We start from the raw sequence: 13,160 nt of genomic DNA on the forward strand, positions 1-13,160 counted from the left end.
GAAGACTCAGCGGTGATCTATACCAAAGACCACTTGGGTGAATGGCCGCCACGATACAAACCGCGGTGCCAAGAATGGCGCGAAGTTTAACAGAAAAAAACCCGGCAGGTTAATGCCAGGTTTTCTCAACCGCGTTCGTGGTGCCCTTGCCACGCTAGGGCAAGGGTACAAAGGCCGGTCGCTCCCCCTCTCCCGCTCTTCGCCGCAACTGTGCGAAGGCCAGCAACCCCAACAGTAGCAGTGCGGGAATGAACAATAACTCTTTGGGTGGCCTTGGATTCTTCACCTGCACTTTGTCGATGGTCCAGCCGAACCCGAGCCCGGCCTTTTCCGCATCGCTGCCAAAGTTGACGAACTCGACGTTCATCACTTTGCCCGCCTGCGACACTTCCAGACCGGCGACTGCCAGCCGTTGCTCTGGCGTGTCAGCCGCCGGCAACGGTAACCGCAGGTACTTGGACACGTCGTCACCCAACAGCGACAGGCCAGACGCCTCAAGAACAATGGGCTGGCCTGGCGCTACTTCGTTCACGTGTTGCAACAGTTCCACGCCGGGACGATCGTTGGTGGGGGGGTAGATTTCATCCCACCAGAAGCCGGGGCGGAACAGGGTAAACGTAATCAGAAGCAGGCCAATGGTTTCCCACCAGCGAGTTTTGGTGAGCCAGAATCCCTGGGTGGCCGCGGAGAACACCAGCATGGCGGTTACCGCGCTGAATACCGTCACCAACAAGTCGAACCAACCGGTCAACCCGATCAGCAACAACTGAGTGTTGAAAATAAACATGAACGGCAAAATGGCGGTTCGAATATCGTAGGCAAAGCCCTGAATGCCCGTTCGTATCGGATCGGCCCCCGAAATCGCCGCCGCTGCATAGGCCGCCAGCCCCACCGGTGGTGTGTCGTCCGCCAGAATGCCAAAGTAGAACACAAACAGATGCACCGCGATTAATGGCACCAACAAGCCGTTTTCCGCGCCCAGGGTAACGATTACCGGTGCCATCAGGGTAGACACCACAATGTAATTGGCGGTGGTGGGCAGCCCCATACCCAGAATCAGACTGATAACGGCCGTAAAGCTCAACATCAGCAGCAGGTTGCCACCGGAGACAAACTCTACGAACTGCGTCATCACCAGGCCAATGCCGGTAAGGGTAACCGTACCCACTACGATGCCTGCGGTGGCGGTGGCCACACCAATACCCACCATGTTGCGGGCGCCGGTGACCAGCGAGTGAACGAGATCTGCACCGCCCTGCTTCAAGCCGACCAGGTAATCACCACGGTTCTGGAAAAAGACTTTCAGCGGGCGCTGGGTCAGAATGATAAACACCATGAACACCGTGGCCCAGAATGCCGACAACTGAGGCGAAAACCGCTCCACCGTCAGGCACCAAACCAGAACCACGACCGGCAACAAAAAATAAAGACCGGTTTTTACAGTGTCTCCCACCGGTGGCAACTCATCCATGATGGTGTCCGGACCGTCTTCTTCCAGGTCCGGAAATCGCGACGCATAGCCTACAAGCGCCACGTAAATGACAATCAAAAGCGGCGTAAGTACCCACATAGCCGCACTGCCGAACACGTCCTTCATCCAGCCCACGCCGTAATAAACGGCCAGAGTAAGCACGCTCAGCCCCAACAGCAAAACAACCCAGGTGAGCATGCGCTGGGCCAGGGTTGGCTTGTTCCGTCGCTCAACGCCCTTCATATTCATCTTGCACGCTTCCAGGTGCACGATGTAGATGAGCGCCACGTAGGAAATCAGCGCCGGCAGAATGGCGTGCTTGATCACTTCCAGGTACGAAATACCCACGTATTCGACCATAAGAAACGCCGCAGCGCCCATGATGGGCGGCGTTAGCTGGCCGTTGGTCGAGGCCGCCACCTCTACTGCACCGGCTTTGACGGCCGGAAAACCTATGCGTTTCATCAGGGGGATGGTGAAAGTGCCCGTGGTGACAACGTTGGCGATGGAAGAGCCGGAAATAATGCCACTCAACCCGCTCGCTACCACCGCCGCTTTGGCCGGACCGCCTCGCATGTGGCCGAGCATGGCGTACGCCACCTTGATAAAGTAATTACCGGCGCCGGCGCGCTCAAGCAGCGCGCCGAACAACACAAACAGAAATACAAAACTGGTTGAAACACCCAGCGCAACGCCGAAAACGCCCTCGGTGCCCAGCCACTGGTGCGATGCCAATTTGTGAAAACTGGCGCCTTTGTGCGCGATGACATCTGGCATGTAGGGCCCAGCCAGAGAGTAAACAATGAATACGCCCGCAACAATCGTGAGCGGCAGGCCCAGAGCGCGTCGGGTTGCCTCAAGCAACAGCGCCAGCCCAGCCATCGCAACAATAAGATCCTGCAGGTTAGGAGCGCCTGGGCGAGTGGCTAATTGATCGTAAAAAAAGTAGAGATACGACGCGGTAAACGCCGCTGCAAGCGCCAGAATCCAATCATAAACCGGCACGTTATTCGTGTGCCTGCCACGAATTACGGGAAACGCTGCGAACGCCAGAAACGAGGCGAATGCGAGATGGATTGAGCGCGACTCCGTCGAGTTAAGCACACCAAATTCAAAAATATACGGAAGGGGCGAGGCGATCCAAATCTGGAAAAGTGACCAGAGCAGAGGAACAACAAAAAGTATGATCGCAGTAGACCCGGTTGCAGCTCTTCCACCGGATTCGGTTTGAAGGAACTCCGCAACTTTCTGTTTATTGACACCCTCTTTTTTGTCAAGCCCCCCTTTTTTATCAATACATTCCCCAGCTCTCGGGTCGCTATTGGTCATAGCAGAGTCCTGTCAAAAAAACGGTGGGATAAATGAAAGCTGCGGGCAAGAGCTTGCCCGCAGCTTTTTTTCAACGCGAGGAACCGAATTAATTGATCAGGCCAACTTCCTTATAGTACTTGGCTGCGCCAGGGTGCAGTGGCGCACTCAGAGCATCAGATACCATCTCGTCCTTCTTTAGGTTAGCGAATGCAGGGTGCAGACGCTTGAAGCTGTCAAAGTTCTCAAACACGGCCTTGACCACTTCGTAAACGACCTCGTTGGGCACATCGGTAGACGATACAAACGTCGCTGCCACACCGAACGTGGTTACGTCGTCATCCGAACCACGGTACATACCACCGGGGATAATCGCTTTGCGGTAGTATGGGTTGTCATTAATCAGCTTTTTAGCCGCTTTGTTGTCTACGTTAACCAGAACGCTGTCACACGAGGTGGTTGCTTCTTTGATAGCACCGGACGGGTGGCCCACTGTGTAGAAGAAGGCATCAATGTTGCCATCACACAACGCTTGCGATTGCTCAGCGGCCTTTAGCTCGGCCGCCAGAGAGAACTTGTCCATGGTCCAGCCCATTTCATCCATGAGCACTTCGGCTGTGGCGCGCTGGCCAGAACCCGGGTTACCGACAGAAACCCGCTTGCCGGCAAGATCTTCAAAGTTCTTGATACCTGAGCCTTTGCTGGCTACAACAGTAAACGGCTCGGGGTGCAGGGAGAATACAGACCGCAGCTTTTCGTTGGGGCCGTCGTCTTTGAACTGACTGGTGCCGTTGTAGGCGTGATATTGCCAGTCAGATTGGGCGACCGCGAGATCAAGCTCACCCTGACGGATTGCGTTCAGGTTATATACAGAGCCGCCGGTGCTCTCTACCGAGCAACGGATACCATGTTCTTTACGGTCCATGTTGACCAAGCGGCAAATGGCACCGCCAGCCGGATAATAAACACCTGTAACACCACCGGTTCCAATCGTTACAAAGCGTTGTTCCTGTGCGGAAACGGCAGTGGACGCAGCTCCCAAACTGACAACCGCCGCCATGGCGAATGCGGAAGCTTTAAGTTTCAGTGTCATGTGAATTATTCCTTATCGTCATCGTTATCATCAACTGCCCGCCTGAGCCTGGGTGGCAAACATCGCACTCACGTTAGAACATAGACTATATGTCAAGAGAAATAAAGCACGAATTAGATAGCTAACCGATTGAATATGCAACAAAAAACCCGCTATGCGGGCTTTTTGCAACTGACTGAAACTCCTATTTTACAGCGCGCGCTTTGGCAATCATCTGATCCGGTCGCAACAGGAACCGTGCCAGTGCCGGCAAGAGCCAGATTGCGCCAATCATATTCCAGAGGAACATGAAGAACAGCAGAAAGCCCATGTCCGCCTGGAACTTGATTGGCGAGAATATCCAGGTCACCACACCGAGCCCAAGCGTTACTCCGGTAAACATAACAGCCTTACCGGTTGAGCGCAGAGTCTCGAAATAGGCTTCCTGCAGCGGCTTGCCTTCCAGCAGGTATTTTTCAAGCTTGCTGTAAATATAGATGCCGTAATCCACACCAATACCCACACCAAGCGCAATGACCGGAAGAGTTGCTACTTTGATACCAATGTCCGATACCGCCATGATCGCTTCGCCGAGAACCGAGGTCAGGCCCAGCGGAATCACGATACACAGCACAGCTCTTATGGACCGGAAGGTAGCAAAGCACAGCAAACTTACCACACTGTATACCAGGATAAGCATCATATCCTTGGCATTCGCGATGACCTCATTGGTAGCCGCTTCAACACCCGCATTACCCGCCCCCAGTAAGAAGGTGTGATTTTCATCGCTGTTGGCCTTGGCAAACACTTCAACTGCGCTCACCACCGTTTTCAGCGTTTCTGCTTTGTGGTCTTCCAGGAACACCAGAACAGGCGTCAGACTGCAGTTGGTGTTTATCAACCCGGATGGCGCCTCACGGATAGATGCGTTGATGATGGTCTGGTTGCGGGAAATCTCATACCACTTCCAGTTCCCCTCGTTCAGAGCCTTGGTGACAATTTTGGAAACGTCGGCAAGCGAAGCCGACGACTGAACGCCCGGCGTGTTCTGTAGCTCCCACTGCAGGGAATCCATTGCCCGCAAAACACTGTACTGGGTACATTGCTCTATCGGAGTTTTCACCATGACAACCAACACATCCGCACTGGTGGAATAGTTGTTGATGATGTAAGCGTTATCGACGTTATACCGGGAGTCGGCACGCAGTTCTGGCGCACCTTGATCAAGATCTCCTACCTCCAGGCCCTGCTTGTAGTAAACACCAAGCCCCAGACCAATCGCGGCAATGAGCAACGAAATCGGTGCAACCCCGGGATGGGCGAAGTACGACATCAAGCGCCATTTGCGATCTTCTTTCTCGCCATGATTCTGTACGTGACGAATACCACCTTTGGAAATACCAAGGTAGGACATGATCAGTACGTGCAGCACCAGATTGGTGAGGATAACGAACGCCACGCCCAGACCAGCCGCTACGGCCAGATCACGAATAACATCGATCTCGATGAAGAACAGCGTGAGAAAACCAAAAGCGTCGGAAACCAGCGCCAACATGCCCGGAATATAGAGCGCGCGAAACGCAAGCCGAGCCGCGGTCTCGGCGTCAAAGCCTTTGCCCGCTTCAACCGCCATGGCGTTTACGATCTGAACGCCGTGGCTGATACCAATAGCGAACACCAGGAACGGCACCAATACCGAGTATGGGTCCAGGCCATAGCCCAACAGTCTCAATGCGCCCAACTGCAGGAAGACCGCAACAATAGAGGTAAACACAGGCACCAGCGTGCCGGTAATGCATCGGGAGTACCAAAACAGCAACAGGGTTGTCAGCAGAATCGTGATACCCGCAAACCAGGCAATCGAGCCAATGCCCTCGATCAGGTCACCGACTTTCTTGGCAAAGCCGACAATGTGAATGTCGATATTCGGGTTTTGCGCTTTGTACTTGTCCCGGATTTTTTCCTCAAGTTGCCGCGAAAACGTTGCGTAGTCCAACGGCTTGCCGGTTTCCGGATTCTTTTCATACAGAGGGGCATACACAATCGTGGACTTGAAGTTGTCAGAAACCAGCCGACCCACTTCGTTGGAGCGCAAAATGTTCTGGCGCAGCTTCTCCAGACTGGCGGGCGAGCCATCATAATTATCCGGAATGACGGTGCCACCCTGAAAGCCCTGTTCGGTCACTTCCACCCAACGAACGTTTGACGTCCAAAGGGTTTTCAGGCCAGAACGATCAACACCATCAAGATAAAAAACCTCATCGGTGATCTGCTTCAGAGTCTCCATGTACTCTGGCGAGAAAATATCGCCGTCTTTAACCTCTACCGCAATGCGAACAAAGTTTCCAAGATTTTCCAGATCGCTCCGATGCTCAAGCATATTGATAACATAAGGATGCTCAAGCGGAATCATGCGTTCAAAACTGGCATCCGGCTGGATTTTTATAGCGTTGTAACCCAGAAAGGCAGTCAAAAGGAGGAATCCGATCAGGATAACGGCCCGATTGTTGAAAATCAGGCGCTCCAGAAATGGCTCTGCCTTGGGCGTTGTCAAGTAGTGCTCACCCTTGTCATGGTTCGGGTTGGACATTCAAAAGCCCCTCTATTATTTTTCAGTTGTTGCCACATCAGGGCGTTATTGAAGGTTCTTTCCGCGAGCGTCGGTCATCTTTACGCCCGCTTCACCTACGATCAGAAGATTGGCTCCCGAAACCGGAACCACGCTCATCACGCCGGCCCGGTCATCACGGAAATACTCCTTGAATGACTCTGCGCCATTGTCGCTCATGAGCACCGTTCCGCCATTGCCCACAAGGGTTATACGGCCGTCGTCGGTAACAGCGCCATTGTTAAGCGTCGCGCCCGCATTGTTTGGAACCATGCGCCAGCTTTCACCAAGGTCGGCGGAAAACAACATATTTCCGCGCAGGCCGAACGCCAGAATCTCGTTGGCTTTGCCCGTTCCGGTCACCCCGAAAAGAGAGCCAGGATAAGGGCTTTCGCGCCGCTCCCAAGTGTCCCCGTCATCTGTTGAGACGTGGACTTGCCCGGCCTCGCCAACAATTACAAGCGCTCCGCCGGCCATGGGAGCAATATTATTAAGATGGAAGTTCCGGTCATTATCGATCTTCGGCGCCCAGTCGCTCCAGGTATCACCACCGTCTTCGGTGCGCAGGATCATCCCGTAGGCGCCCACCACAAATCCGCGCTGATCATTCTCAAACCAAACACCCAAAAGCGGATTGACCGGGCCGATATCAAGGTCTGACTGCATGTTTTCCATGGTAAAAACCACATCGTCCAACGCCCACTCCAGATCGCCTTTTTCCGATTCCGGCGCCACTTCGATCTGTGCTTCCATCGCGGCAATCTGTTCTTCCTTGCTCGCGATAGCCAACTTGGCCGCATCAACACCGGTTAGCTGCAGGCGCCAGGTTTCTCCGGCGTCTTCGGTGTGAAGCACCACGCCACTGTGCCCAACGGCCCAACCGTGCGTCTCGGAGCCGAAATCGACGGCCGTTAGCGTCACGGAAACCGGAACACTGCCCTGCACCCAGGTTTGCCCCTCATCGTCGGAGTAAATAATGTGCCCTCGTTCTCCGACAGCAACTATACGGTCACCTGCCCGCACTGCGTCATTCAGCAGCTTAACGGGAGCCAGGTCCGTTTGCCGGGCCGGCGTATCGATGATATCCGCAAGCGCAAACGCCGCCGGGGTGGACCAGATCATGGAAAGCCCGAGGCACGCTGCCCCCAGAGTTTTGCACATCAACCTTTTAGCCATTCAGATTGCCTATTGTGTTGTTTGAACTGTCTATCTTTTGTCGCTGCAAAAGCTGACCGGTTTAGCGGACGCTTCTTCGGCGCAACGAAGCCGGAGAAAAATAGCGCTTGTTTGGAATATCTTCGGTGAAGATCCGGGTGTTCGGCTCTTCCGTGTCCAATCCAAGTACGTGATAACGGCGGGCCTGAAGATCATGATAAACGTCCAGCACGTTCCACACACCCGGAAGTTCGTAATAATTCTTGGCTATGCCCATGGTAACTCGCCACAACTCACCGCGGCCGTCGTACTGATCAACCAGAACGGTGTTCCAGCTGTCTTCGTCCACGTAAAAACGGCGTTTATGGTAGATATGCCGCGCGCCCTCTTTCAGCGTAGCTTCAACCACGTGTACCCGATGGAGTTCCCAACGGGTAAGCTCCGGGTTCAGGTGAGAAACACCCAGAATTTCGGAATACGGCGTGCCTTTTTCGCCGATGCGGTAATTGTTATAAGGAATGTAGATTTCTTTCAGGCCTTCATAAGACCAGTTATAACGGTCCAGGGCACCGTTGAAGATGTCGGTGTCGTCTGCCGTCCGGAGATTCTCTGCGGCCGCAATCGGTGAATCGTAACCCAGGTTTGGCGCCCTGCGCACGCGGCGCTGCCCGGCGTTATAGCCCCAGCCATTTCTCGGATTGATGATCTGATTCAGGGTTTCATGAATAAGTATGGCACCGCCCGCAAGGCGCGGCGGGGACTGGGTAAACGAGAGGTAGTAGAAAATGATGTTATCCAGTTCGTCTTCACTACCCTCAGGGTTGTAAAAATTAAAAAACACCTCTTGCTGGGAGGTAACCAGCGAATAATCACCATCGGTCTGCACCGCCACTTCACTTGATCGGCGGGTAACCGACACACCACGCCAGCGCACCAGATGGTTCCAGATCACCTGCCATGCTTTGTGTTCATTGTCCCCGTGAAGAATCGGGAAAGGGTAGCCGCCGAAGGCACCTTTCAAACCTTCACCTTCGCCTACCAATTCGGCGTTTATCGCATTCTCACGAATGTTTTTGGCTACCCAGTCAGGCACTGCGTGCGTGCGGCGGGATTTGTAAACCGGTACACGAAAGGTTGTGGGGTAGGTGTTAAACATCGCGAGAACACCATTGGAGAGGTGTTCAGCATACTGATCTTTATTCGAGGCATTGATGGTGAACAGCACTTTGTCCGTCGGAAACGGGTCAATGTGATGTTGTCCCGACCCCTCATAACCCTCGGGAGGCTCTGTAAGGCCTCCGGTCCAGGCAGGAATGGTACCTGCGGCGTTTCCAGCCTTAATCGAACCGAACGGCGTGAGATCCTGACCGAGACGTGAAGCTTCGCTGGCAGAAACCGCTGCCAATGAGGAAGCGGATGCCATCGAGAGAGCGAGCAAGCCCCCGAGTATCGCACTCTGTTTATAATTCATTATAAAACCCTGGATTCGACTGGAAGCCTTTTATAAGGCTTTTATTTGTACCTGATGGAACGTCACGCGTTCCGACAGGTTAGTCGATTCGTCAAGGTTGTCTATCAACCGAAAGTGCGATTTTGTATCCGGCCGTTACCAAGGATTTACGACGATGGCCGGATACGCTACCCGCTATCAGCCTTCGAGGCTCTTATACACCACCTCATACAAATCATCAGAAAGCCCCGGCTTATCCCGAATCCGCTCAAGTGCTGTCCGCATCAGTGAACTGTAGGCCGGCGCGAACTTTTTCCAGCGCGTCAAAGGCGATACCAGCCTGGCCGCAATCTGCGGATTGCTGTCGTCGAGGCGATACACCTGGTCAGCCAGAAATGCATAGCCTGAGCCGTCTGGATTATGGAACGCCGCCAGGTTCTGGCCTGCAAACACGCCCACAACGGAGCGGATTTTGTTAGGGTTTTTCCAGTCAAACGCCGGGTGTGTGAGCAGAGCGTGAATTTGCGGCAATTGACCGGCACGATCACTGGACGACTGAACCGAGAACCACTGTTCCACGACTTGCGGGTCATCCTGGAACTGATCATAGAAGTCGGCAAGAGCCTGGCTCCGCTCGGCTGCGTAATCGGAGTTAACGAGGGCGCGCAGCGCACCCATGCGATCGGTCATGTTGTCGGCATCGCGAAGCTGGGCCAGTGCCAGGTCACGCCCGGTTTCATCATTGGTCATCAGCAACCACGCCAGCGCGTTATTTTTCAGGCTTCTGCGGGCAATAGACTCCGATGTAAGCTCATAGGTGCCGCCGCCGGAATTGCGGTGATAACAAGCAACGAGTTCCTCACGCAACGACGTTGCCAGGTGGTGCAGCACCTGTTCCCGTGTGCGATGAATGGCGGCTACATCAGGGCTGTCCGCCAGCTCGATCAAATAGGCCTCAGACGGCAGCTGCAGCATTTTTGCCACCAACGCCTGATCAACCCCGGTGTCGTTAAGCAGAGCTCGATATGCCTCTACCAGACGCGGCTCAATGTCGGTGGCGTCAGACGAGCCAACCTGCGACTGAATCACATCAACGGCAAGACGCTGCCCGGCATCCCAGCGGTTGAAGCCGTCAGGATCGTGGCTCATCAAAAACACCAGCTGTTCGCGAGTCCAGGGATAAGCCACTCGCACGGGCGCCGAGAAGTGGCGCAACAACGACGGCACCGGCGCCTGAGCCACTCCGTGAAACTCAAAAGTATGACTCGCTTCGGTCAATTCAAGGACGCGCTCGGTGGGCGCATTCCGGGCATCCTGACCGGGCTCAAAGCAGAGCGGCAGAGCCTCGCCATTCGCACCCAGCAGGCCCAACGCAAAAGGAATGTGTTGCGGTTTTTTGTCGGTCTGTCCCGGGGTGTCCGGAATCGACTGTTGAATCGTCAGGCGATAGATATTCTGCTCGGCATCGTAGGCATCCGAAACCTTCAGCACGGGCGTACCGGCCTGCTCGTACCACAACCGGAACTGTGTCAGATCACGGCCGGATGCATCTTCCATCGCTTTTACAAAGTCGTCGGTGGTGACTGCCTGACCGTCGTGGCGCTCAAAATACAGATCACTGCCTTTGCGGAACAGATCCGGTCCAAGCAGTGTGTGAATCATGCGAACTACCTCTGCACCCTTCTCGTAGATGGTGAGGGTATAAAAGTTGGTAATCTCCATGTAAGACGCCGGGCGTACCGGGTGCGCCATGGGGCCTGCATCCTCGGCGAACTGCGCGGTTCTGAGCAGTGTCACGTTTTCTATGCGCTTCACGGTTGGCGAGCCAACGTCTGCCGAGAAAGTGGAGTCGCGGAATACGGTAAAGCCTTCTTTCAAGCTCAACTGGAACCAGTCACGGCACGTTACCCGGTTGCCGGACCAGTTATGGAAATACTCATGGGCAACAATGGATTCAATGCGCTGGAACGCGAGATCGGTCGCGGTTTGTTGGGTGGCCAGCACGCAGGACGAATTGAAAATATTCAGTCCCTTGTTTTCCATGGCGCCCATATTGAAGTCGTCCACGGCCACGATCATGAAAATATCGAGATCGTACTCACGACCGTAGGTGTCTTCGTCCCAGCGCATGGCGAGCTTGAGCGAATCCATCGCGTGGTCGCACTTTGTTGCGTTACGGGGCTCAACGTAGATGCGCAAATCAATATCGCGGCCGGAACAGGTTTTGAAGGTGTCCTGTTTTTCGACCAGATCGCCCGCCACCAGCGCAAACAGGTAACTGGGCTTGGGGAACGGATCTTCCCAGGTGACAAAGTGGCGGCCGTTATCGAGATCGCCTTTTTCTACGTCGTTGCCATTGGACAACAACACCGGGCAGGCACTCTTGTCGGCTTCAATACGCGTGCGATAACGGGCCATAACGTCTGGCCTGTCCGGGAAATAGGTAATGCAGCGAAAGCCTTCAGCTTCACACTGTGTGCAGAACATACCAGACGACTTGTACAACCCCTCGAGGCGAGTGTTGTTCTGGGGTTCGACCCAGGTCACTATCGCCAGCTCAAACTGCGCCGGCACCTTGGCAATGATCAGTTGCCCACCGGTTTCTTCGTAGTCGCCGACTGCAAGGTCGTCGCCATTCACCGCAACGCGCTCCAGCTTGAGACTGTCTCCGTCCAGCGCCAACGGAGCCGATCCCTCGGCTGATTCAGGGTTGCGACGCACGGACAGCGTGCTGTGCACCCTTGCGCCCTCGTCAAAAAGTTCGAATCGAAGGTCGACCGTATCGACCAGGTATGCGGGGACTTTGTATTCGCTCAGATGGATGGTTTTTGGCTGATTGGTGCGCATTGCTTCTCTCCAGATGTCTCAGCCTGCAGCCAGATCAAAGCCGGCCGCAAAGGCATTGTCATATCGGTCGGGAACGGACGAACTAGTCACCCATTACCCGGAATCGGACTTCGTAGCCAGTGAACTTGCGAATGTTGATCACACCGGTGCTCAACATAAGATACTGGCCCTTGATACCTTCTAGCACCCCTTCTACTTCCGGAGTTTTATCAAGATTATGTGTTTTGATTTTCTCTGGCCACGTGTGCACCGGATAGCTCAGCCCAAGCCCCTGTTCGTCCACTTCGCGAATGGCGTCAGGGCCGTGCTCGTCGCGCAGTGCGGCAATATCGTCGGCGATCAATGCCAGTATACGCTGGCGTTCCTGAACAAGATCCAGCTCCGGTACATCTCCCTTTAGCATGGCGCGCCAGTTGGTACGGTCGGCGACGTGGGCTTTACAGGCCACTTCAACCAGGCCAGAAAGATACCGGGTAGCCACTCTGAGCATGGGAATCGCATCAACCGCGCCCTGATCAATCCAGCGCGTGGGCACCTGCGAGCCCCGGGTAATGCCGACTTTCAGGCCAGAAGAGTTCGCCAGATACACCACATGCTCAACCATGCAATGGATCTCGCCCCACTCTGGCTCCCGACAGGTACCCAGATGATAATGGCACTTTTCCGGGCTCATGATACAACTGTCGCACGCGGCCAACTTTCGGAAGCAAGGATAACAAAACCCCTGACTAAAGCTCTTTTTCGTGGTTCGGTCGCAGTTAATGCAGCGAATCACGCCGGCAAAGTCGAAGCGCAGCGGTTTGCCGATCAGCTCGTTCAGGGGAATCCGGGTATCGCCCACGGTCAAAACATAAGACACCGGATCGCCCGCCTCCGCCGGCATTTTCCTCAGCCGCCCGGTTACATCAGCCAGGTTACTCAAGACTTGACCTCAACAAACTGGTTCGGATCAACCCCGTTGCTATCTGACTGGTTGCTATCTGACTGATTGCGACGCACGGATGGATCACAGGCCGTGCCCGCCTTGCGGCCCCGATCAAGAAAACCGACCCGCTCCTGCTCCGGAATATTGTGCAGGTTTTCATAGTAAATGACGGCTTCCAGGCTGGTCGCACGCTGTTCCGGCGTAATTTTTCGGCCATCAGGCCATTTACCGAGCTCAATAGACTGGCGCAAGCTCTGGTAAACGTTAGGGTCCAGGCGCTCGATAAGCTCTTCGTAGGTCATCCGGTTCTCCTGAAAAAACGTT

The 13,160-nt window shown here is 54.6% G+C and carries 8 protein-coding genes; all 8 read right to left on the bottom strand.

From position 1 onward, the window contains the following. Positions 1–154: 154 nt before the first annotated feature. Positions 155–2,800, bottom strand: a complete 2,646-nt coding sequence (locus tag ENI00_RS07055; protein ID WP_304100794.1) for a TRAP transporter permease — start codon at positions 2,798–2,800, stop codon at positions 155–157. A gap of 88 nt (positions 2,801–2,888) precedes the next feature. Then, positions 2,889–3,872 carry a TAXI family TRAP transporter solute-binding subunit gene (locus ENI00_RS07060; protein ID WP_304100797.1) on the bottom strand — a complete coding sequence of 328 codons (984 nt, stop codon included), beginning with the start codon at positions 3,870–3,872 and terminating at the stop codon, positions 2,889–2,891. Positions 3,873–4,056: 184 nt separating this feature from the next. Continuing rightward, complete coding sequence (locus ENI00_RS07065) at positions 4,057–6,441, bottom strand: efflux RND transporter permease subunit (protein ID WP_304100799.1); 2,385 nt, start codon at positions 6,439–6,441, stop codon at positions 4,057–4,059. 45 nt (positions 6,442–6,486) lie between these two features. Next, a complete protein-coding gene (locus ENI00_RS07070; RefSeq protein ID WP_304100801.1) occupies positions 6,487–7,635 on the bottom strand; it encodes a WD40/YVTN/BNR-like repeat-containing protein in 1,149 nt (382 codons plus the stop codon). A 61-nt stretch (positions 7,636–7,696) separates the two neighbouring features. Then, positions 7,697–9,085 (bottom strand): DUF1329 domain-containing protein, encoded by a 1,389-nt coding sequence (locus ENI00_RS07075; RefSeq protein WP_304100803.1) that lies wholly within the window; start codon positions 9,083–9,085, stop codon positions 7,697–7,699. Positions 9,086–9,262: 177 nt separating this feature from the next. Continuing rightward, positions 9,263–11,911, bottom strand: coding sequence for an aminopeptidase N (gene pepN, locus ENI00_RS07080; RefSeq protein WP_304100806.1), 2,649 nt, complete (start codon positions 11,909–11,911; stop codon positions 9,263–9,265). An 82-nt stretch (positions 11,912–11,993) separates the two neighbouring features. Further along, positions 11,994–12,833: a DUF2797 domain-containing protein gene (locus ENI00_RS07085; protein ID WP_304100807.1), complete on the bottom strand. Its 840-nt coding sequence runs from the start codon at positions 12,831–12,833 to the stop codon at positions 11,994–11,996. Beyond that, complete coding sequence (locus ENI00_RS07090; RefSeq protein WP_304100809.1) at positions 12,830–13,138, bottom strand: YeaC family protein; 309 nt, start codon at positions 13,136–13,138, stop codon at positions 12,830–12,832. Before ENI00_RS07090 ends, ENI00_RS07085 begins: the two co-directional genes overlap by 4 nt. Positions 13,139–13,160 lie beyond the last annotated feature (22 nt).

It is taken from the genome of Marinobacter antarcticus, from assembly GCF_011049865.1.
Classification (GTDB): Bacteria; Pseudomonadota; Gammaproteobacteria; order Pseudomonadales; family Oleiphilaceae; genus Marinobacter; species Marinobacter antarcticus_A.